The following is a 20,972-nucleotide window of genomic DNA, read 5'->3' as shown; positions in this document are numbered from 1 at the left end:
GCGGGACTCCTCGACACGTCGCATCTGATTTCTCGTCAGTGAGTTTCGGTGACTTTGTTGAGATGGCGGGGCGCGTCAGGATTGCGCCCGCGTGCGGCGGCAAGGCCGGCGGCCATCACGTAAAAGGACAGGATTGCGGCGATCGGATCGAGCGCCGCATGAGCGGTAGTGGCGAGCGGCAAGCTCGCTTCGGATACGTCGTCCGGCGCGGCGAGCAGCACGCGGGCGCCGCGCGCCTGCATGTCGCGCGCGAGTTGCAGCAAGCCGGCCTGCTCCGGACCGCGCGGTGCGAAAACCAGCAACGGGTAGTCGCGATCGATCAGTTCCATCGGACCGTGCCGCACTTCCGCACTCGAAAACGCTTCGGCCTGGATGCCGGAGGTTTCCTTCAATTTCAGCGCGGCTTCCTGCGCGATCGCGAGGCCGAGACCACGGCCGATCACGATCATGCGTTCCACGCCGCGCAATTCGTCCACCGCTTTCGACCAGTCCAGCTTGCCGGCGGCGTGCAGCGCATCGGGCAGCGTGTTCAACGCGCCGAGCAGCGCATCGTCTTTCTGCCAGTGCGCAACCAGTTGCGCGGAAATCGACAGCATCGCGATGTAGCTCTTGGTCGCCGCGACGCTCAGTTCCGGACCCGCCATGAGCGGCAGATGAAATTCGCACGCGTCCGCCAGCGGCGAGCCCGGCGCATTCACAGCAGCCACCGTCAATGCGCCGGCCTTGCGCAGCGCTTCCATCGTGCCGACCAGATCGGGACTCTTGCCCGATTGCGAGAACGCCAGCGCGAGCTGATCGCGCACCTGCAGCGGCGCTTGCTGCAAGGTCGCGACCGACATCGGCAGCGAGGCGACCGGCACCCCGAGACGGCTCATCGTCAGGCTTGCGAAGTAACTCGCTGCATGGTCCGAACTGCCGCGCGCGACCGTCAGCGCGACATGGCGCGGCTGCTGGGCGAGCTTCGCCGCCAAAATCTCGACGCGCGAGGGCTCCTTGAGCTGCGCGGCGACCGTTTCAGCGGACGCCAGCGCCTCTTTAAGCATATTCGACAATTGATTCCCCTTCGACGTATGTCGCGGTCAACGCCAGTTCACGATCGAACACGACCACATCGGCCCATGCACCGCGCGCGATGCGGCCGCGGTCTTCGATGCCGAGGTAGTCGGCGGCGTAGCGCGACAAACGGTTTGAAACATCGGCGATCGGCAAGCCGATCGATACGAGATTGCGCAGCGCCTGATCCATGGTCAGGGTGCTGCCGGCGAGTGTGCCGTCGGCGAGACGCACGCCGCCGAGGCACTTCGTCACATGCTGGCTGCCGAGACGGTATTCACCGTCGGGCATGCCGGTCGCCGAGGTGCTGTCCGTCACGACGTAGAGACGTGGAATCGCGCGCAACGCGGCGCGGATCGCGCCCGGATGGACGTGCAGCAAGTCGGGAATGATTTCGGCGAATTCGGCATGCGCGAGCGCGGCGCCGACAAGGCCGGGGTTGCGGTGATGCAGCGGCGACATCGCGTTGAACAGATGCGTGAAGCCACAGGCGCCGTGCTTGAGGGCGGCGACGGCGTCGTCATAAGTGCCGAGCGAATGACCGAGCTGCACGCGCACGCCGCGCGCCGCCATCTCGGAGATGATCTCCATGTGGCCGGCGATTTCCGGCGCCAGTGTGACCACGCGAATCGGCGCGATCGACAGATACTTCAGCACTTCGTCCATGACCGCGGACACGGCGGCGTCCGGCTGCGCGCCGAGCTTGCCGGGATTGATGTACGGACCTTCCAGATGGACGCCGAGCACGCGCGAGCCACCCGGGGTGCGAATGCGCGCATTGTTGCCCAGACCCGCGACGACGCTCATCAATTCGTCGCGCGGTGCGGTCATCGTGGTGGCAAGCAGACTGGTCGTGCCGTAACGCGCATGCGTGCGGGTGATGGTTTCGATGGCGTCATCGCCTTCCATCACGTCGGAGCCACCGCCCCCATGCACGTGCAGATCGATGAAGCCGGGCAGGATGTACGGCGCGTCGTTCTTCGACGGATCGGCGCGTTCGCCGGTCAGTGCCGTGATGCGGCCGTTTTCGTATTCGAGCGTGCCGTGAATCCACCCATCGGTGGTGAGTATGTTTCCGGTCAGCATGATTCTCTCTGTGAGGCGTAATGCGAGGTGTGACTGAATTGCGTCCGATGACGCCGCACGTGACGACGGGCTGCGCGGCCTTTCTCAGGTGCGCAATTCAGCGACAAAGTCGTAGTAATCGTCGCGGCAATAGGTGTCGGTCAGTTCGATCGCACGCTGGTCCGCGCTATACCCGATACGGGTAATGACCAGCAGCGCCGAGCGCGGTTCGATATCCATCAACGAGGCGATCTCACTCGTAGCATTGACCGCGCGAAAGTGCTGCAAGGCGCGCACGACGGCGGCGCCACGTTGTTCGAGATAGCTGTAAAGCGAGACGCCGATGGCCTGCGGATCAGGCACGATCGCCGCCGGCAGCGCCGAATGCTCGACCGCCATCACGATGCCGTCCGCACGCCGCAGACGCCGCAGACTCGTCACCGCCGCACCGGGCGAGAGACCGAGGTGAACCAGTTCATCACGGTTGGCGGCGCGAATATCGCGCTCGAGCCATACCGAATCCGGCCGGAAACCGCGTTGCTGCATCTTCTTCGTGAAGCCGGTAAGCCGCGACAGCGGATCTTCCACGCGCGGCGTAATGAAGCTGCCCGCGCCTCGCGCCCGCCGGATCAGACCCTGCTCGACCAGCAGTTCGATCGCCTTGCGCGCGGTGATGCGCGACACGCCGATCGCATCCGAGAGCGTGCGCTCCGAAGGCAGCGCTTCACCCGCCGACCACACGCCGCAGTGGATCGCCGTCGCCAGATTGCGCGCGAGCTGCAAATAGAGCGGCGTGACGTTGCGAGCGTCAGGCATCAGTGCGGACCAGCGAGTTTCCATGGGGCTCCGGCGGTCGTCTCGAAGAATGCGGCCTACGAAAATGAGAGCCCATTATATAACCAACATAATACCAGTCAATTGATTGGTCTCATGCTGGTATGACCTCGCGAAAAGCCTTGCCAGGTAAGCTTCAGGAAGGGTTTTACGGGCGTTGGAGGGCTGATTTCGGGGATCGGGATTTACCCCTATCCGGTCTGTCGGCGGGCATCCATGCGGTCCGCACTGGTCCTCATTACCAGGGTGAGCTCGCGAGGATCAATACCTTTCTGATACCAGTCGGATGTATCTCGCCGTCGCGCGGCTTTTTTAATGGGATACGTTCCAATATAGTGCTGGTAGGAAGCCATAAAATTCCCCGGGGAGCAGCATTTGACAGATTCCGAGGCGCTGCGGCGCGCTCAGGCCGTCCGCCATTTCAACCGCTTCTATACCCAGCACATCGGCGCGCTACATGAGCATCTGGCAAAGAGCGTCTTCTCGCTGACGGAGGTGCGCGTTCTGCACGAACTGTCGCGCGGACGCGCGCAGACGGCCTCGGTGCTCGGACGCAATCTCGGTCTCGACAGCGGCTACCTCAGCCGCCTTCTGACCAGCTTCGAACGACGCAACCTGATTACGCGGCGCCCGTCCGACACGGACGCGCGCCAATCGCTGATTGCCCTCACCGACAACGGCCACGCCGCCTACGCGCCGCTCGACAAGGCGGCGATCGAAGAAGTGTCGGTACTGCTGAACGGCCTCACGACACTCTCCCAGGAACAGTTGATCGCCGCGATGAAGGTGATCGAGCGGCTGCTCGACAGCAAGCCGCAGCACGAACTCGTGGTCCTTCGGCAACCGCGTGCCGGCGAGTGCGGCTGGCTCGTGCACCGGCAGGCGCAGTGGTTCGCCGCGCAATACGGCTGGGATCAATCGTTCGAAGGCTTGCTGGCGCGCGTCGTCGCCGATTACGCGCAACGCAGGGATCCGGTGCGCGAGATGTGCTGGGTCGCCGATCAGGAAGGTGTTGTGATCGGCTCGGTATGCATCGTCGGGGTCTCGACGACGGTAGCCGGCGTGCGGCTGTTGTGGGTCGAGCCGGACGTCCAGCGTCTTGGCATCGGCACGCAGTTGCTGAGCGAATGCGTACGGTTCGCCAGGCGCGCGGGGTACACCAAGCTCACGCTGACCACGGCCAGCACGCTCAAGGAACCACGACGGCTATGCGAACGCGCCGGCTTCCAGCTCGTCTGCACGACGCCGGAGCGTCGCTTCGGCAAGGATCTGACGATCGAGCGATGGGAGTTAGAGTTGTAGGATCGCCAGCGAATGCGCGACGCATAAACAAAAAAACGCCACGGTTTGTCACCGTGGCGTTTTCGTTTTGCGAAGCAGCTTGAAGGGTGTCGCTCAGAACGACGGCACCACCGAACCCTTGAACTGCGTCTTGATGAACTGGCGCACGTCTTCCGACTGATAAGCCGCGACCAGCTTCTTGACCCACGGCTTGTCCTTGTCCTGCGTACGCACGGCGATCAGGTTCGCGTACGGGCTGTGGATATCTTCGAGCGCGATCGCATCTTTGGTCGGTTGCAGACCGGCGGCCAATGCGAAGTTCGTGTTGATCGCGGCAGCGTCGACATCCGACAGCGAGCGGGGCAGTTGTGCTGCGTCGAGTTCGAGCAGCTTGATCTTCTTCGGATTTTCGGCGACGTCGAGCGCCGTTGCGTTATTGCCGTTCGTGCCCGCGCCGGCCTTCAGCTTGATCACGCCTTGTGCCTGCAACAGCAGCAGCGCGCGGTTCTCGTTCGACGGATCGTTCGGCACCGCGATCTTCGCGCCTTGCGCCAGATCCTTCAGCGACTTCAGCTTCTTCGAATAGATACCGAGCGGCGAGATGTACGTCAGACCGGCGTTGACGATCTTGTAGCCACGTTGCTTGATCTGGCTGTCGAGGTACGGCTGGTGCTGGAAGCTATTGGCATCCAGATCGCCCGCGTCCAGCGCTGCGTTCGGCTGCACGTAATCGTTGAATTCGACAACCTTCACGTTCAGGCCTTCGCGCTTCGCCACTTTGGTGACGACTTCCCAGATTTGCGCATCCGGGCCGCCGATGGTGCCGACCTTGATGACCTTATCGTCGGCATGTGCGCCGAAGCTGGTGACGATCGCCGCGCTGGCGACTACGGCCGAGAGGGCTTTAAGGATGTTTCTGCGCTGCATGTGATTCTCTCTTTTTCTGATCGATGTCAGATTCGGGTGGAAGCCGGCGGCGAGCGTCTTGTGAACGCGCCGCCAACTGGACCGTAAATGGTCTCATATGCCCGATGAGATGGGAAATACCGCGATCGCATATGGATATGCCGCCTGGAGCGCGTCGATGATGCCGACGACGCGCTGCGCCGCTGACAGAAGCTCGCGCGCTACGAAGTGACGGAGTTCAAAGCGACACGGCTAGCGCCGGGAATGAATTTGCCGATACCGGCTTGAGAACGACAACGAGAGAAATTGAATACGGGCGCGCGGCAAACGCACGCGCTCGTTTGCATCACGGCATCAATCGAGCAGCAGCTTGATATCGTGCACCCACGGCGTGGCGCCCTGGCCGTCGCGCGCGAACAGACGCAGCTTGCCGTCCGGATCGAACACATAGCTCGCGGCCGTGTGGTCCATCGTGTAGCTATCGGCTGTCTTGCCCGGCACTTTCGCGTAGTACACGCGGAAGTCTTTCGTGATCTTGGTGAGCTGCGCCTGGTCCGCCGGACGCAAACCGACGAACGTCGGGTTGAACGCCGGCACGTATTGCGCGAGCAGGGCCGGCGTGTCGCGGTCGGGATCGACGGTGACGAACAGCACCTGCACGCGTTTCGCGTCTTCCGGGCCGAGTTGCTGCAGCGCTTGCGAAAGCTCGGCCATGGTGGTCGGGCAAACATCCGGGCAATGCGTATAGCCGAAGAACAGCACCACGACCTTGCCCTTGTAATCCGCCATGGTGCGGACTTTGCCGGACGTGTCGAGCAACGAGAAGTTGCTCCCGAATTGCGTGTTGCCGGTAATGTCGAGGTTCTGGAATGCGGGCGGCTGCTTGCCGCAGCCCGCCACCAACAGCGCGCCGCCGAGTGCACAAGCGATCACGGTGACGCGCGCGGCGGCACGCGCCGTGCGCACAAAGCGGTGTGTAAGCATGGTGTTACGCGCCGATCACGACGCGCGCATAGTGGTCGATCAACAGCGCCGCGAACAGCAGCGACAGATAAACGATCGAGTAACGGAAGGTCTTGCGTGCCAGGTCGTCGGAATAGTCCCGATAGATCTTCCACGCATACGCCAAGAACACGGCACCCAGCAACACGGCCGCTGCGAGATACACCACGCCGCTCATGCCGGAAATGAACGGCATCATCGTGACCGCGAACAGGACCACGGTGTACAGCAGAATATGCAGACGCGTGTACTTTTCGCCGTGCGTGTTCGGCAGCATCGGCAGACCGGCGTTTTCGTAGTCTTTGCGGCGATACAGTGCGAGCGCCCAGAAATGCGGCGGCGTCCACACGAAAATGATCAGCACGAGAATCCAGGCGTCGCCCGGCACGTGACCGGTGACGGCAGCCCAACCGAGCGCCGGCGGCATCGCGCCGGACGCCCCGCCGATCACAATGTTCTGCGGCGTGGCGGGCTTCAACAGCAGCGTATAGATGACCGCATAGCCGACGAAGGTGGCGAGCGTGAGCCACATGGTCAGCGGATTGGCGAACGTGTAAAGCGTCCACATGCCGAGTCCGCCGAGCACGGCCGAAAACAGCAGGATTTGCGGGGTCGTGATTTCGCCGCGCGCGGACGGCCGCCACGACGTGCGACGCATCTTCGCGTCGATCTTCTGTTCCATCAAACAATTGATGGCGAACGCCGCACCGGCCAGCAGCCAGATGCCGACCGTGCCGCCGATCAGGACGGTCCACGGCACCATGCCTGGCGTCGACAGAAACATGCCGATGACTGCGCAAAACACAGCGAGCTGCGTGACGCGCGGCTTCGTCAGAGCGATGTACTGGGAGACCCGGCTACCGGGCGTTTGGGAGAGAGTTGTGCTGTCCATGTGGAGTCACGCTGGCGCGGCATCGCGCGCAGGCAACACGGCGCGGCCGGGACGGCTATAAGCGATCCGAAAGTTTAACATAACGAGCAAAAGCAGCAGGATTGCGGCTCCCCCGTTATGCGCGACCGCAATGGGCAACGGCCATTGCAAAACGATGTTCGACAGCCCGGTAATGAACTGGATCAGCACCACCAGCAACACGCCGTTTGCCGGCCGCCGCAGCGACTCGAAACGGCGTATTTTCAGCGCGAACCAGGCCAGATAGGCGACCACGACGATCGCGAACGTACGGTGCGTCCAATGGATGGCGACCAGCGCGTCTTGCGTGATCATGTCGCCGTCGCCGGTCATGCCGAGCGCGCGCCACAAGTGAAAGCCGTGCGCGAAGTCCATCGGCGGGATCCATTGGCCGTTGCAGGTCGGGAAGTCCGTGCAGGCGAGCACCGCGTAGTTGGTGCTGACCCAGCCGCCCAAAGCAATCTGCACGACCAGCAGCACGAGACCGGCGATTGCCGCCGCGCGCCAGCGCGCGGCTTCAGGCTCATAAGCCGGCAGCGGCGTCTGGCGCGCGGCCAGCCAGCCGAGCGTGCCGAGCAAGGCGAGACCGAGCAGCAAATGGGTCGTCACGATGATCGGCTGTAACTTCATGGTCACGGTCCATGCGCCGAACGCCCCCTGCACGAGAATCAGCAGCAGCAGCGAAGTCGGCCACCACGGCGACACATGCAGCGGACGGCGTCTGATGCGCGCAGTCCACGCAATCAACGTCTGCGCAATGATCAGCACACCGATCGCCATTGCGAAGTAACGGTGAATCATCTCGATCCAGGCTTTGGTCATGCTGACCGGTCCGGTCGGCATCAATTGATGCGCGGCTGTAATTGCGGCGTGCGCGATGAACGGCGACGACGTGCCATAACAGCCCGGCCAGTCCGGGCAGCCGAGACCGGAGTCGGTGAGACGCGTGAAGCCGCCGAACATCACAAGGTCCAGCGTCAGGAAGGTGGTGAGCCACACCAGCTTGCGGAATTTGTTGTCGTCGGCCTTGACCCATACATAGGACAGCGGCAACAACGCGATACACAAGCCGATCAGGGCCAGTTGCAATACGAACATCTTTCTTACCCTGGTTGCGGTGTCAGCCGATCCTCGACCATTTGAGCAGCTTGGTCAGATCGCCCTTGATCTTGCTGGGGTTCGGATCTTTCGGAAAACGCATCATCAGATTGCCATTCGGATCGACCAGGTAGATGTGGTCGGTGAGCTGAGTGCCGGTGTCGGTCGGCAGCCATGCGGACACCTGCGCCGGATTGGCGATCAGCATGTCGGTGTCGGGGTAGGCCTTTTGTATCACGTCGGACACGTTGCCTGCATCGGTGCGAAGCCATACTTCAACGACGCGCTCGCGTTCCGGGCCCTGAGCTGCGCGGATTTGTCGCATGAAGTACAGCTTGGTGGCGCACGCTTTGTCACACGCGCTGTTGTCGACGGAAATCATCAGCCAGTGGCCGCGTAGCGACGCGAGCTTGAGCGGCTTGCCGTCTTCACCCGTGACGACGAGCGATTCGGGGATCGGCCGCTGCGGTTCGACCAGCGTGCCGTAGTTCGTGCTGCCGCCGGCCGGCTTGACCACGTAATAGACGAAATACGACACGGCGATCGGCGCAGCGCAGATGATCGCCAGCAGCAGCAGCATCCAGCGGCCACGCTTCCACGAACCCTCGCCATTGGGTTGACCAGGCATCGCTTTCGAAGCTGCGGATTTGCCGGCTTGCGGCGAACGGGGAGATTGCGTCGACACTACAGGACCTCTTTGAATGATTGCGCGGCTTCGTGTCCCTTGCTCGGGGGCACGAAACCACAGGCGATGCGTTACACGCTTGGGGCGTGCTCTTTCTTCGCGGCGCGGCGCGCGGCGTACAGGCCGAAGACCAGCGCCGCGGCCGCCATGCCCCACCACTGGAACATGTAGCCGTAGTTGGTTTCGACGCCGGTTGTCGGCGCCGGCCAGTCGCGCACCAGCTTGTCGCCGTCGTCGCTCAATTGCTGGATCACGAACGATTGCAACGGCAGCCCGGTTTCCGCGGCGTAGGCCGCCGTATCCAGATTCTGACGGATCTTCTGATGCTCAGCCGATCCGCCCTGCCCCAACTCGAAAGCACGCGATGCATCGGCACGTGCAATGCCTTCGATTTCGATCTCGCCTTGCGGCGTGGTGTACGGCGCGATGGTCTCGCGATTGTTCATGTTACGCGGCAGCCAGCCGCGATTGACCAGCACATACCCACCGTCGGCCAGTTTAAAAGGCATCACGACGTAAAAGCCCGGCTGATCGTTATACGGGCGATTATCCAGATAGACGACTTTATCCGCGACGAAACTGCCGCGTGCCTTCACGCGATGGAATTCGATGTCCTTGAGTGCAACCGGCGTAGCGCTTACAGGCTGCGCGGGCGCATTTTCGAACTGCGTGATGTGCGCTTCGAGCGCTTCCTTCTGATGTGCGCGATCGCGCTGCCAGAAACCGAGCCGCACCGTCACCACGATCACCAGCAGAATCAGCAGCGCGGGAATGAGGCGGAACTTCATCGAACGCACTCCGGCGCCAGCGCTTGCGCCGGTGTCTGGGCCGTACGGCAAACGCCGGCGCGCGGTGCGATAATAAACGTCTTGCCTCTGCGCTTTCTGGTTTCAGTTGGTTCCATGCACATTCTCGTTCCCATCGCCTTCGTCCTGATCATCGCCAGCATGGTGTCGGCGCTGTATTTCATGATGCATGACAAGGGCAAAACCAAGCGGATGGTCTGGTCGCTCGCCACGCGGGTGGGTCTGTCGATCTCACTGTTCCTGTTCATCCTGTTCGCTCACTGGATGGGCTGGATTCAATCGACCGGTATTCCCTACGGGCGTTGAGTCCGGCGGAAAAACTTCGCGCCGCCAAACTCACCAAACAAAACGCCGCCCTGACAGGGTCGAGGGCGGCGCTGCATAACCTGCGTACTGCTCGTGCGCCGCGCCCTTGAATGGCGATGCGCGAACGGCCTGCGCAGCGTTCCGGAAACCGTCCGGCTTCCAGTAACGTAGCAGGCCAGACTGCTTTACAGCCAGTACACGACGACGTACAGCCCAAGCCACACCACGTCCACAAAGTGCCAGTACCAGGCGGCGCCTTCGAACGCGAAATGGTGTTCCGCCGTGAAGTGGCCGCGGATCATCCGTACCAGCACCACGGCCAGCATCGTGCCGCCGAGGAACACGTGGAAACCGTGGAAGCCCGTCAGCAGGAAAAACGTCGAACCGTACACACCCGAAGCCAGCGTCAGGTTCAGTTCGTTGTACGCGTGGAAATACTCGAAGCCTTGCAGGAACAGGAAGCAGACGCCGAGCACCAGCGTAGCCGCCAGCCAGACGATCGCCTTCTTGCGATGATCTTCACGCAGCGCGTGGTGCGAAACCGTCAACGTAGCGCCCGACGAAAGCAGCAGCGCCGTGTTGATGGTCGGCACCGGCCACGGCTGCATCGACTTGAAGGTCGAGACCAGCGCTGCCGGACCGTTGTTCGGCCATACCGCCGAGAAATCCGGCCAGATCAGCTTGTAGTCGAGGCTGCCAAGTTGATGCAACGCGATTTCACGTGCATAGAACAGCGCGCCGAAGAAAGCGCCGAAGAACATCACTTCGGAGAAGATGAACCAGCTCATGCTCCAGCGGTACGACTTGTCGACATTCTTGCCGTACATGCCGCCTTCCGACTCGGCGATCGCGTCGCCGAACCAGTGCCACAGGGTATAGAGCAGCCACAACAAACCGACGACGACGCCGAGCGGTGCCAATTCATGGTCGTTGATCCAGGCCGCAAGCGATCCGAGCATAACCAGCAACCCGACAGCGGCGCTGATCGGATGCCGCGACGGATGCGGTACGAAATAGTACGGGCTCTCGTTTTGACCGCTCATTCTTGATTCTCCACTTCAGTCCAGTTGTTCCGGAATCTCCGGCTGTATCTTCGGCGGCGCGTCGATACCGCACCGCTTCACTCTAATTCGTGGGCTCTGCTGCGCCCCGTACCACCGCGTGCGCCTGCCGGCGCAATCTGCCTCAACCGACTACGGCGCGCACGACCAGGATCAGCACGCCGATGAAAATGGCCGCACTGATCAAGGCCGCCACGATCACATGCAGCGGGTTCAGCTGCGTGGCATCCGCTTCCAGATCACGACGCCTGCGCACCCCGAAAAACGACCAGAACACGGCTTTCATCGACTGGCCGAAACTGCTCTTGCGCGGGCTACCGCTGTTATCGCTCATTGCGTCTTCTTCCTTCACCTGCGGCCAATGCCGTCAGGCGGGATTGGCGGTGGTTGCCGCCGTGTTGGCCGTGGGCGCTGCGCTCCCGGCCGTCGCCGCTGCCGGCGTATTCAATTCAAAGAACGTGTACGACAACGTGATCGTTTTCACATCCTTCGGCAACTTCGGGTCGACCACGAACACCACCGGCAACCGCTTCGTCTGGTTCGCAGTCAAAGTTTGCTGCGTAAAGCAAAAACACTCGATCTTCTTGAAGTACTCGGTGGCCTGCTTCGGCGCGTAGCTCGGAATGGCTTGCGCCTGAATCGTGCGCGCCTGTTCGTTGCTGACCTCGTACATCACTGTCGTCACTTCGCCCGGATGCACGTCGAGGCTGCGCTGCTCCGGCTTGAAACCCAGCGGGCCGCGCGCGTTCGCATCGAATTCGATCGAAATCGTGCGGCTCATGTCGACCTGCGTATTCTTCGCCTCGCGCACCGTGGCATCACGCTGCACGAGGTTGTTGATGCCGGTGATCTGGCAGATCGCGCGATACATCGGCACCAGCGCAAAACCAAAACCGAACATCATCAACGCGACGACGAACAGCTTGATCAGCATCGAACGGTTAAAAGAGCGATCGGCCTGAGCCGGCGGTTGCGTCGACATCTCAATCCTCAACAGACCTGCAAATCAGACTTGATCCACTACTTCAGGGGAACCACTTCTGATGAATGATGACGCTCGCGAAAAAGACCGCGGCAATCACGAACATCACGAAACCTATCCGCCGGTTGCCCGCGCGAATCTGCTCGGGTGTACGTCTCTCTTGAGGATTGCGCGTCATGCTCAATTTTCTGAATACTTTCGTCACTACAAGTGCCGCCACTGCTCGTGCGGTTGCCCGTTCCGGCGGCGAGCCTGACTACAGCCACGCCGCCCGGACCGGCGACCTCACGGAACGCCGATTACTCGACGGTCGGCGGGTGTTCGAACGTGTGGAACGGTGCCGGGCTCGGCACGGTCCATTCGAGGCCCGTTGCGCCGTCCCACGGCTTGTCGCCCGCTTTTTCGAGTTCGCCGCCGCCACGGTAGGCCGGCAGTGCAACCGCGAACAGGAAGTAGACCTGTGCCAAACCGAAGCCGAATGCGCCGATCGAGATGACCTGGTTCCAGTCCGTGAACTGTGCCGGGTAGTCAGCGTAACGACGCGGCATACCTGCGAGACCGACAAAGTGCATCGGCAGGAACGCGAGGTTGAAGAAGAACATCGACGCCCAGAAGTGGATCTTGCCGCGCGTTTCGTTGTACATCCAGCCGGTCCACTTCGGCGACCAGTAGTACCACCCGGAGAACAGCGCAAACAGGGATCCCGCCACCAGCACGTAGTGGAAGTGCGCCACCACGAAATAGGTACCGTGATACTGGATGTCGAGCGGCGCCATTGCCAGCATCAGACCCGACAGACCGCCGAACGTGAACACGATCAGGAAGCCGACCGCGAACAGCATAGGCGTTTCGAAGGACAGCGAACCGCGCCACATCGTCGCGACCCAGTTGAACACCTTCACACCCGTCGGCACGGCGATCAGCATCGTCGCGTACATGAAGAACAGCTGGCCCGTCACCGGCATGCCGGTTGCGAACATGTGGTGCGCCCAGACCATGAACGACAGAATCGCGATCGACGAGGTTGCGTACACCATCGAGCTATAGCCGAACAGCGGCTTGCGCGAGAACGCCGGGATCACCTGTGACACGATCCCGAACGCCGGCAAGATCATGATGTACACCTCGGGGTGCCCGAAGAACCAGAAGATATGCTGGTACATCACCGGGTCGCCGCCGCCCGCCGCATTGAAGAACGATGTGCCGAAGTGGCGATCGAACAGCACCATGGTGATCGCGCCTGCCAGAACCGGCATCACGGCGATCAGCAGGTACGCGGTGATCAGCCACGTCCAGACGAACATCGGCATCTTCATCAGCGTGAGGCCAGGCGCGCGCATGTTCAGGATCGTCACGACGATGTTGATCCCGCCCATGATCGACGAAGCACCCATCAAGTGGACCGCGAAAATCGCGAAGTCCATGCCCGGACCCATCTGCGTCGACAGCGGCGCGTACAGCGTCCAGCCCGCGGCGGTCGCGCCGCCTGGTGCGAAGAACGAACCGACCAGCAGCACCGCGGCCACCGGCAGCAGCCAGAAGCTGAAGTTGTTCATCCGCGCAAAAGCCATGTCCGATGCGCCGATCTGCAGCGGCACCATCCAGTTCGCGAAGCCGACGAAGGCCGGCATGATCGCGCCGAACACCATGATCAGGCCGTGCATGGTGGTCAACTGGTTGAAGAACTCGGGACGCATGATCTGCAGACCCGGCTCGAACAGTTCGGCACGGATCATCAGCGCCATCACGCCCCCGGAGAGGAACATGGTGAACGAGAAGATCAGGTACAGCGTACCGATGTCCTTGTGATTGGTTGCGAACAGCCAACGACGCCAGCCATGCGGCGTTTCGTGGGCATGGTCGCCGTGCACGTGCTCGTGGCCCGCGGTTACATCGTGTCCGATGCTAGACATGACAATCTCCTAATGCGAATACTGCGGTGCTGACCATGAACACGTCAGGCAGCCGGGCTGATCTGGACACGCCGGGCTTCTTTCGCGTCGCCGCCGCCCGTGATCGTTTCCGGCTTCTTCAAAATAATGTGGTCTTCGGCAATGCCGGCTGCTTTCAGCGCGTCGCGCACAGCTTCGGCGCGAGTCTTCGCGAGCTTCGCGTTGACTTCGGCAGAACCGGTGGCGTCGGTGAAGCCCGACAGCGTGAACTTGGCGTCCGGGTGGGCTTTCGCGTAAGCCGCGGCCGCGTCGACCGCCGCTTTCGCGTCGGCCGGCAGCACGCTCTTGCCGGTATCGAAGTAGACGTTTGCCGGGAGAGCCGCCGGTGATGCCGCCGCGCTGTCCGAAGCGGCCGCAGCCGCTTCCGCGCCCGAGGCGCCCGAAGCTGCCGCCGCGCCGCTAGCTGCGCCGCCCGCGTCGGCCAGATGATTGCCGCCTTCCGGCAGCTTGCCATTGCGTGCGTCCAGCACCTGCTTCGGCTGGAGAATGTCGCCGGTGTGGTTGCCCCACGAGTTACGTTCGTACGTGATCACCGAAGCGATTTCGACGTCGTTCAGCGTCGGCGCCCACGAAGGCATCGCGTTCTTGCCCTTCAGCACCAGGCTCACGTGTTCGGCGATCGGACCGTTGGCGATCTTGCTGCCGTCGAGCGCCGGGAATGCGCCCGCGCCCTTACCGGTCGGCTGGTGGCAGACCGCGCAGTTCGACGCGTACACCTTGCCGCCGCGCTCCATCAGCTCGGCCATCGTGTAGGTCTTGTTCGGATCGTCCTGGCCAGCGGCCATTTTCTTCTTCTGCGTATCGACCCACTTCGCGTAGTCGTCTGCCGACAGTACTTCGACCACCACCGGCATGAACGCGTGTTCCTTGCCGCACAGTTCGGTACAGAAGCCGCGGAACGTGCCGGTCTTATCGGCCTTGAACCACGTGTCGCGCACGAAACCAGGAATCGCGTCCTGCTTCACGCCGAAAGCCGGCACGTACCAGGAGTGGACCACGTCGTTCGCGGTGGTGATGATGCGGATTTTCTTGTCGACCGGCACGACGAGCGGATTGTCGACTTCCTGCAGATACGTGGTGGAAATCGGCTCACGGCCATCGGTTTCCGCACGCGGCGTGGCCAGCGTGGACAGGAAGTTGATCCCCTCGCCCGGGCCCTTCACGTAGTCGTAGCCCCATTTCCACTGGTAGCCGGTAACCTTGATGGTGAGGTCGGCGTTCGTGGTGTCTTTCATCGCCACCACGGTCTTGGTGGCGGGGAGCGCCATCAGCACGACGATGATGAACGGCACGATCGTCCAGATGATTTCGACGGTGGTGCTTTCGTGGAAATTCGAAGCCTTGTGACCTTTCGATTTGCGGTGCGCAAAGATCGAATAGAACATCACGCCGAACACGCCGACGAAGATCACCAGGCAAAGAACCAGCATGAACATGTGGAGGCTGAAGAGCTCCTCAGCGATTTTTGTCGCAGGCGGCTGGAGATTGATCTCGTTGACGGCAGGGCCGCCCGGAACATCGCCCACTGCCAGGGCGGCACCGGCGAAAAGCAGTCCGCTCATCGCCAGCACGCCCATGAGGGCTCGCTTGATTGTTTTCATAGCTTCCTTACCCAAAATTTCCATTCAAACCCTCGACCCCGCTGGCAGGCTGTCTCGCGCCCCCCGTGAACGCCGCGCGTCTCAACACGCCTAACAGCGTGTGAGCCACATACGCAATTCGCCTGCGAACTGCGCGCGCCGATACTGCGCGAGATGTTGCCCGATCATGATCGTCTGGCCGCGCGAGACCAGTTTGATCTGGTCACGCGGCGTTGCACCCGGTTCGATCCGCACCCAGCGCGGATTGAATTCGAACTGCGTGAGCCGCTCGGCGCTGACCTGCTCGATCACGAGCCGGTTCTGAAACAGCCGGACACGCTCGTAATCGACAGCATGACGCGCATATATGGCAAACGCGATGCCCACCGCCAGCAATTCAATACCGGTGAACGGCAACACCAGCCAGGCGCCGACCAGAACCAGCATGAAAGCAATTGCCAACGAGAACAACGCAAGCGACACGTAGAAACATACAAACTGCCGCGGCGATATCGAACAGTTGCGTTTCATCGTCCAGTCTTTGAGAACCGGTTCTGAATCCGCCAGCAGATCAGATGCTTCCATCGCTGCCCCCTGCAGACCGCCACCTGCGGCTATTGCTCGCGACCGCTGAACGGCCACTCGATTCACCGCCGCGTCACTTCATATTGCAGCCCTGCGCCTCGGGCCTGCCGCCCCAAATGTGGGAACTCCGGGCGACAAACTGACGCATTATAGGCGCGATCCATAGCATCCACAAGCAAGCCTCAATCGGCTCACAAGCCAGGTGCGACAAGCCTCCGCGCCGTTTCGACGCAGCTTTCGCGCGTCTTTTGAAGCGGTAATTTCAGACATAACAGATGTCCTCTTTACCGCTTCCCTGATTCCTCACCGACTCCTCGACGAACCTCGTCCGATATCCTCGATCCGCACGATCCCGTGACCTTCGGCGGTGGTGCGCGGCACGGCTTTCCACGCGTGGCCATAGATCACTTCGAAGGTCAGCGCGATCGTGCCGTCGGCGCGCCGACGGGCTTCGAGCGCCGCCAGCAAAGCCTTGTGCAGTCTACGCGCGACGGCATTCGAGGCGGCCTCGCGCTCGAACGGATACGCGCCCCAGCGGCGCACGTCCGCGAGCAGCGACTCGGGCGACTTATACGTAATAGTGAGTGTTTCCTGATCCATCACAGGAATCTCGAAACCGCTCTCAACCAGCATATCTCCCAGGTCATGCATGTCGACAAAGTCGATCACATGCTTGCGTGAAGCGACGCCGTGGGCGGCCTCGACCTCGGCGTAAGCGCCGCGCAATTCCTTCAGCGAATCGGGACCGAGCGTGCTGAACATCAGCAGGCCGTTCACTTTCAGCACCCGTTGCCACTCGGGAAACACGAGATCGGGCCGCGAGTGCCAGTGCAGGGCGAGATTGGACCAGATGAATTCGAAGGCGCCGGCCGCGAATGGAAGCGCCGAGAAGTCGGCCTGCGCGAAGCGCGGACCGCGCGCGCCGAGCGCCTTGCCGAGCGTGGCCGGCAGAAAACGCCGCCAGCTCGTGTCGCCGGAATCGTGACGCAGCGCGCGGCCGAGCATGCCATGAGACAGGTCGGTGCCGAACACCGGCGCCTCGGGGAAGCGTTCGCGCAATGCGGGGATGTCTTCGCCCGCGCCGCAACCGGCGTCGAGCACGCTGGCGGGCGTGACCTTGATGTAGTCGAGACGCTCGCGCATGCGCTGCGCGATTTCGCGCGGCAGGAACGCGACCGTGTCGAAGGTCGCCGCACGGCGGTCGAAAATCTGCCTGAGGCGCCGGGAATCATAGGCCGGACGGCCAGATTGAGACGAAGTTGGGGGCATGAGTGTCGTACTGGCGTAGAGCACGAAGTATACTCGTTCGCTTCCGTCCATTCAGCCTGAAAGGCCTTCGCGGGCGGTCCAATCATGCTATTCCGAAAAAATTCCTCGTCTCCCGGCCGCTCGAACGAACGTTTCGCACGCTTCACGCGCGGCTGGTATTCGGCATGGCCGCATGTGCTGCACGCCGCCCTGCCGAACCTGTGCGCACTGTGCGGCAATTTGTCGCACAAGACGTTGTGTGCCGGTTGCGACGAGACATATTGGAACGAAGGCAGATTGCGTTGCACTGTATGCGCGGTGCCTTTGTCGGGAACGCGCTGGGCGGGTCGCGCGCAATATCGCTGCGCGGATTGCGTCGGTGAGCCGCCGCCGTTCGCGGCGACCTTTGCGTTGGCCGACTACCGTCAGCCGCTCGACGCCCTGGCGCTCGGCCTGAAATTCCGCGCCCGGTTGATGCTGGCGCGCGAGTTTGCACAGCGCCTTGCACGTCTCGCCGAAGACACCTGGCAAGAAGCGTCCGAACGGCCCGATGTGCTCGCGCCGGTGCCGCTCGCCAGCAAACGTCTTACGGAGCGCGGCTATAACCAGGCCTGGCAGATCGCCAGACCCTTGGCCCGCGCGCTGAATGTGCGTAGCGACGCCACCCTGCTGCATCGCGTGATCCACACCGCGCCGCAATCGCGGCTCGACCTGGACGCGCGCCGGCTAAACGTGGGCCGCGCCTTCCGGGTCGCCAAACCGGTCCAGGGTCTGCACGTCGGCATCGTCGACGACGTGATGACCACCGGCGCGACACTCGAAGCGCTGGCGCGCACACTTAAAGCCGCCGGTGCGCGGCGCGTCACCAACTTCGTCGCGCTGCGCACGCCGAAAAACTAGTCTCTACCTGAAGCCATCATGTTCAATGTCGTCCTCGTCGAACCGGAAATCCCGCCGAACACCGGCAACGTCATCCGCCTATGCGCCAACACCGGCGCGCGGCTGCATCTGATCGAACCGCTCGGTTTTCCGCTCGACGACGCCAAGTTGCGCCGCGCCGGTCTCGACTATCACGAGTACGCGCAGATGAACGTGCATGCCGATTGGGCGGCGTTCGTCGCCAAAGAAACGCCCGATCCGGCGCGCATGTTCGCCTTCACCACCCGTGGCTCCGGCCGCTTTCACGAGCATGCATTTCAATCCGGCGACTGGTTCGTGTTCGGCGCCGAAACGCGCGGCCTGCCTGACGCGGTGCTCGATCAATTCGCCAACGAACAACGCGTGCGTCTGCCGATGCGGCCGGGCAACCGCAGCCTGAATCTCTCGAATACCGTCGCCGTGGTCGTGTTCGAAGCGTGGCGTCAGACCGGCTTCGACGGCGGCGCCTGACGGCGTTCCAGTTCGGCTTCGTAGCGCGCGAGCATGGCGCTGTCGAAACAGGCGAACACCACGCGCTCGATCTTCGGCGTGCGCGGCAGGGTTTCAAGCACGGTGCCGACGGCAATCCGCACCGCCTCGTCAGCGGGGAAATGGTAGATCCCGCAACTAATCGCGGGAAACGCAATGCTTGTGCAAAGCGCCTGATGCGCCACTTCGAGCGAGCGCTGATAGCAGGATGCGAGAAGGTCGGCCTCGCCATGCGCGCCGCCCCGCCACACCGGGCCGACCGAGTGAATCACATGTTTGGCCGGCAGACGGTAGCCGCCGGTGATCTTTGCGTCGCCGGTCGCACAGCCGCCGAGCGCCTCGCACTCACGCACCAGTTCCTTACCCGCCGCGCGGTGAATCGCACCATCCACACCGCCCCCGCCCAACAACGAGGTATTCGCGGCATTGACGATCGCATCCACCGCAAGCGTCGTGATGTCGACCACGCGCGCCTCTAGCGTGCAATTGTTGAAACTGGGCATGGGAAGAACCTCGCTGTGGTCCGAAGCGTCGATAAAACGTGGACAGCAAGAGCGGGCAGCCGTTCAGCGCTTTTGCGCTAAACGGCTGAAAGACAAGACTTATTCTGCTTTCGAATCACGCCGCAGCAGGGCGCTGACGGCGTCGCGAGGCGCTACGCCGTCGAACAGCACGGCGCAGACTGCCTGCGTGATCGGCATCTCGATCGCATGAGCGCGAGCAATCGCCAGCACGGCTTGCGCGCAACGCACACCTTCGGCCACGTGACCGAGGCCGCCGAGGATATCGTCGAGTGTACGGCCCGCCGCGAGTTGCACGCCGACCGTGCGATTGCGCGACAGATCGCCCGTGGCGGTCAGAATCAGATCGCCAAGGCCGGTCAAACCGGTGAACGTCTCCGCCCGTCCGCCGAGCGTCACGCCGAGGCGCGACATTTCAGCCAGACCGCGCGTAATCAGCGCCGCGCGCGCATTGAGACCGAGGCCGAGGCCGTCGGCGATACCGGTGGCAATCGCCAGCACGTTCTTCACCGCGCCGCCCACCTCTACACCGACGATGTCGTCGCCGGTATAGATGCGCATGGCGCCATGATGGAACGCGGCAACCGTGCGCTCCCGGCATGTCAATGACGTGCTCGCGATCGTCAACGCGACCGGCAAACCCTGCCCGACTTCGCGCGCGAAGCTCGGGCCCGACAGCACGCCGTTGCTGCCATGCCCCGGCAGTTCAGCCGCGACCACCTGATGCGGCAACAGCTGCGAGTCGGCTTCGAAACCTTTGCACAACCACACCACATGCGCCGGTACTTTGCCCGCGTCGCGCATCGCCCGGAACAGACCCCGCAGGCCGGCGACGGGCGTCGCCACGACGCATAACGCGTTGTCGGCGAGCGCGTGGTCGAGCGCTGCGTTCAGATCGGCTTCATAGCGAAGGGACGGCGGCAAAGCAACGCCCGCCAGATAGCGGGCGTTTTCGTGCGATGCGGAGAGTTCGGCAATGAGCGCGGGTTCACGCGCCCACAGCACCGTGTCGTGCCGCGCGGCCAGATGGCCGGCGAGGGCTGTGCCCCATGCACCGGCGCCGAGGACAGCAACCTTCATAGCCGGCACCGAACGGACGCGTTAATGCGTGACGCCGTTTTGCGCCGCGCCTTCCTGGCCGCCCATTTGCGCGAGACGTTGCTCGTACAGCGCCTGGAAGTTGATTTCGGCGAGATGGATCGGCGGGAAGCCTGCGCGGGTGATCGCGTCGGCGATATTCGAGCGCAGGTACGGGAACAGGATCGTCGGGCAGGCAATGCCGACCAGCGGATCGATCTGCTCAGCCGGAATGTTGCGGATGTCGAAAATGCCGGCTTGCTTGGCTTCGATCAGGAACGCGACCTTGTCCGACACCTTGGCCGTGACCGTGCCTGTGACGAGGATTTCGAACACGGTGTCGGCGAGGCGCTCGGCCTTCACGTCGACTTCGACTTCCACCGACGGCATTTCCTGCTCGAGGAAGATGCCCGGCGAATTCGGCTGCTCGAGCGACATGTCCTTCAGGTAGATGCGCTGGATGTTGAAAAACGGCTGATTGTTCTCGTCGGACATGATTGAGTGATTCCCTGATAGGTATGCATGGCGGCGGCCCATGGCTTCACGGGCCGCCAGATCGTTGCGGCGCATCGCCCCGCCCTGAAAGAGACGAAACGCCGGCTTGTATTCCACC

24 protein-coding genes and 1 pseudogene are annotated in these 20,972 nt (G+C 62.5%); 5 read left to right on the top strand and 20 right to left on the bottom strand.

The genetic code is table 11. From position 1 onward, the window contains the following. Window positions 1-35 precede the first annotated feature (35 nt). The 3 genes from ACOSV0_RS01805 to ACOSV0_RS01795 all read right to left on the bottom strand — a co-directional run bounded on the left by ACOSV0_RS01805 (window position 36) and on the right by ACOSV0_RS01795 (window position 2,958). A complete protein-coding gene (locus ACOSV0_RS01805) occupies window positions 36-1,043 on the bottom strand; it encodes an SIS domain-containing protein (RefSeq protein ID WP_434110366.1) in 1,008 nt (335 codons plus the stop codon). Continuing rightward, complete coding sequence (gene nagA, locus ACOSV0_RS01800) at window positions 1,036-2,139, bottom strand: N-acetylglucosamine-6-phosphate deacetylase (RefSeq protein WP_434108320.1); 1,104 nt, start codon at window positions 2,137-2,139, stop codon at window positions 1,036-1,038. The genes ACOSV0_RS01805 and nagA overlap by 8 nt, the downstream gene beginning before the upstream one ends. Before the next feature lie 84 nt (window positions 2,140-2,223). After that, entirely contained in the window at window positions 2,224-2,958 is a 735-nt protein-coding gene (locus ACOSV0_RS01795; RefSeq protein WP_434108319.1) for a GntR family transcriptional regulator, read from the bottom strand. Between the two features lie 369 nt (window positions 2,959-3,327). On the opposite strand from ACOSV0_RS01795, the gene ACOSV0_RS01790 reads away from it, so the two are divergent. Continuing rightward, complete coding sequence (locus ACOSV0_RS01790; RefSeq protein WP_434108318.1) at window positions 3,328-4,254, top strand: bifunctional helix-turn-helix transcriptional regulator/GNAT family N-acetyltransferase; 927 nt, start codon at window positions 3,328-3,330, stop codon at window positions 4,252-4,254. Between the two features lie 93 nt (window positions 4,255-4,347). Here the strand turns inward: ACOSV0_RS01790 and ACOSV0_RS01785 are convergent, their stop codons facing one another. Continuing rightward, window positions 4,348-5,160 carry a MetQ/NlpA family ABC transporter substrate-binding protein gene (locus ACOSV0_RS01785; RefSeq protein ID WP_434108317.1) on the bottom strand — a complete coding sequence of 271 codons (813 nt, stop codon included), beginning with the start codon at window positions 5,158-5,160 and terminating at the stop codon, window positions 4,348-4,350. A 186-nt stretch (window positions 5,161-5,346) separates the two neighbouring features. Between ACOSV0_RS01785 and ACOSV0_RS01780 the strand changes: the two are divergent. After that, window positions 5,347-5,427 (top strand): annotated as a pseudogene (locus ACOSV0_RS01780) (YciI family protein); the annotation flags it as partial. A gap of 66 nt (window positions 5,428-5,493) precedes the next feature. On the opposite strand, the gene ACOSV0_RS01775 reads toward ACOSV0_RS01780, so the two are convergent. From ACOSV0_RS01775 to ACOSV0_RS01755, 5 genes are all read right to left on the bottom strand, one after another. Further along, window positions 5,494-6,123: an SCO family protein gene (locus ACOSV0_RS01775; RefSeq protein WP_434108316.1), complete on the bottom strand. Its 630-nt coding sequence runs from the start codon at window positions 6,121-6,123 to the stop codon at window positions 5,494-5,496. 4 nt (window positions 6,124-6,127) lie between these two features. Beyond that, complete coding sequence (gene cyoE, locus ACOSV0_RS01770) at window positions 6,128-7,033, bottom strand: heme o synthase (RefSeq protein WP_434108315.1); 906 nt, start codon at window positions 7,031-7,033, stop codon at window positions 6,128-6,130. 6 nt (window positions 7,034-7,039) lie between these two features. Further along, the gene (locus tag ACOSV0_RS01765; RefSeq protein WP_434108314.1) at window positions 7,040-8,149 is read right to left on the bottom strand and encodes a COX15/CtaA family protein; all 1,110 of its coding nucleotides are present in this window, start codon (window positions 8,147-8,149) and stop codon (window positions 7,040-7,042) included. Window positions 8,150-8,171: 22 nt separating this feature from the next. Beyond that, window positions 8,172-8,834, bottom strand: coding sequence for an SCO family protein (locus tag ACOSV0_RS01760; RefSeq protein WP_434108313.1), 663 nt, complete (start codon window positions 8,832-8,834; stop codon window positions 8,172-8,174). Window positions 8,835-8,905: 71 nt separating this feature from the next. After that, on the bottom strand, window positions 8,906-9,622 hold the full coding sequence (locus ACOSV0_RS01755) for an SURF1 family protein (protein ID WP_434108312.1): 717 nt from the start codon (window positions 9,620-9,622) through the stop codon (window positions 8,906-8,908). Between the two features lie 114 nt (window positions 9,623-9,736). Between ACOSV0_RS01755 and ACOSV0_RS01750 the strand changes: the two genes are divergently transcribed. After that, window positions 9,737-9,946, top strand: coding sequence for a twin transmembrane helix small protein (locus tag ACOSV0_RS01750; RefSeq protein WP_007179452.1), 210 nt, complete (start codon window positions 9,737-9,739; stop codon window positions 9,944-9,946). Window positions 9,947-10,131: 185 nt separating this feature from the next. Here the strand turns inward: ACOSV0_RS01750 and ACOSV0_RS01745 are convergent, their stop codons facing one another. The 8 genes from ACOSV0_RS01745 to ACOSV0_RS01710 form a co-directional block, all read right to left on the bottom strand. Continuing rightward, the gene (locus tag ACOSV0_RS01745) at window positions 10,132-10,989 is read right to left on the bottom strand and encodes a cytochrome c oxidase subunit 3 (RefSeq protein ID WP_434108310.1); all 858 of its coding nucleotides are present in this window, start codon (window positions 10,987-10,989) and stop codon (window positions 10,132-10,134) included. Window positions 10,990-11,131: 142 nt separating this feature from the next. Further along, a complete protein-coding gene (locus ACOSV0_RS01740; RefSeq protein WP_434108309.1) occupies window positions 11,132-11,341 on the bottom strand; it encodes a DUF2970 domain-containing protein in 210 nt (69 codons plus the stop codon). A 33-nt stretch (window positions 11,342-11,374) separates the two neighbouring features. Then, window positions 11,375-11,989, bottom strand: coding sequence for a cytochrome c oxidase assembly protein (locus ACOSV0_RS01735; RefSeq protein ID WP_175051996.1), 615 nt, complete (start codon window positions 11,987-11,989; stop codon window positions 11,375-11,377). Between the two features lie 43 nt (window positions 11,990-12,032). Then, window positions 12,033-12,167: a cytochrome oxidase small assembly protein gene (locus tag ACOSV0_RS01730; RefSeq protein WP_434108307.1), complete on the bottom strand. Its 135-nt coding sequence runs from the start codon at window positions 12,165-12,167 to the stop codon at window positions 12,033-12,035. 121 nt (window positions 12,168-12,288) lie between these two features. After that, complete coding sequence (gene ctaD / locus ACOSV0_RS01725; RefSeq protein WP_434108306.1) at window positions 12,289-13,902, bottom strand: cytochrome c oxidase subunit I; 1,614 nt, start codon at window positions 13,900-13,902, stop codon at window positions 12,289-12,291. A 44-nt stretch (window positions 13,903-13,946) separates the two neighbouring features. After that, window positions 13,947-15,566, bottom strand: a complete 1,620-nt coding sequence (gene coxB / locus ACOSV0_RS01720; RefSeq protein ID WP_434108305.1) for a cytochrome c oxidase subunit II — start codon at window positions 15,564-15,566, stop codon at window positions 13,947-13,949. Between the two features lie 66 nt (window positions 15,567-15,632). Then, window positions 15,633-16,106: a DUF2244 domain-containing protein gene (locus ACOSV0_RS01715; RefSeq protein ID WP_063494650.1), complete on the bottom strand. Its 474-nt coding sequence runs from the start codon at window positions 16,104-16,106 to the stop codon at window positions 15,633-15,635. A 303-nt stretch (window positions 16,107-16,409) separates the two neighbouring features. Then, window positions 16,410-17,375, bottom strand: coding sequence for a methyltransferase domain-containing protein (locus ACOSV0_RS01710; RefSeq protein ID WP_434108304.1), 966 nt, complete (start codon window positions 17,373-17,375; stop codon window positions 16,410-16,412). Between the two features lie 84 nt (window positions 17,376-17,459). Between ACOSV0_RS01710 and ACOSV0_RS01705 the strand changes: the two genes are divergently transcribed. After that, a complete protein-coding gene (locus ACOSV0_RS01705; RefSeq protein WP_434108303.1) occupies window positions 17,460-18,254 on the top strand; it encodes a phosphoribosyltransferase family protein in 795 nt (264 codons plus the stop codon). 18 nt (window positions 18,255-18,272) lie between these two features. After that, window positions 18,273-18,743, top strand: coding sequence for a tRNA (uridine(34)/cytosine(34)/5-carboxymethylaminomethyluridine(34)-2'-O)-methyltransferase TrmL (gene trmL, locus ACOSV0_RS01700; RefSeq protein ID WP_434108302.1), 471 nt, complete (start codon window positions 18,273-18,275; stop codon window positions 18,741-18,743). Here the strand turns inward: trmL and ACOSV0_RS01695 are convergent. From ACOSV0_RS01695 to secB, 3 genes are all read right to left on the bottom strand, one after another. Next, window positions 18,716-19,264 (bottom strand): O-acetyl-ADP-ribose deacetylase, encoded by a 549-nt coding sequence (locus tag ACOSV0_RS01695; RefSeq protein WP_434108301.1) that lies wholly within the window; start codon window positions 19,262-19,264, stop codon window positions 18,716-18,718. The genes trmL and ACOSV0_RS01695 overlap by 28 nt on opposite strands. Before the next feature lie 99 nt (window positions 19,265-19,363). Then, entirely contained in the window at window positions 19,364-20,362 is a 999-nt protein-coding gene (locus ACOSV0_RS01690) for an NAD(P)H-dependent glycerol-3-phosphate dehydrogenase (protein ID WP_434108300.1), read from the bottom strand. Between the two features lie 21 nt (window positions 20,363-20,383). Continuing rightward, window positions 20,384-20,854: a protein-export chaperone SecB gene (gene secB / locus ACOSV0_RS01685; RefSeq protein ID WP_054035743.1), complete on the bottom strand. Its 471-nt coding sequence runs from the start codon at window positions 20,852-20,854 to the stop codon at window positions 20,384-20,386. Between the last annotated feature and the right edge of the window lie 118 nt (window positions 20,855-20,972).

This window comes from Paraburkholderia caffeinilytica, assembly GCF_051027425.1.
GTDB lineage: Bacteria > Pseudomonadota > Gammaproteobacteria > Burkholderiales > Burkholderiaceae > Paraburkholderia > Paraburkholderia caffeinilytica_A.
The sequence above is the reverse complement of the archived record's forward strand: the minus strand, read 5'-3'. Positions and strand labels throughout refer to the sequence as shown.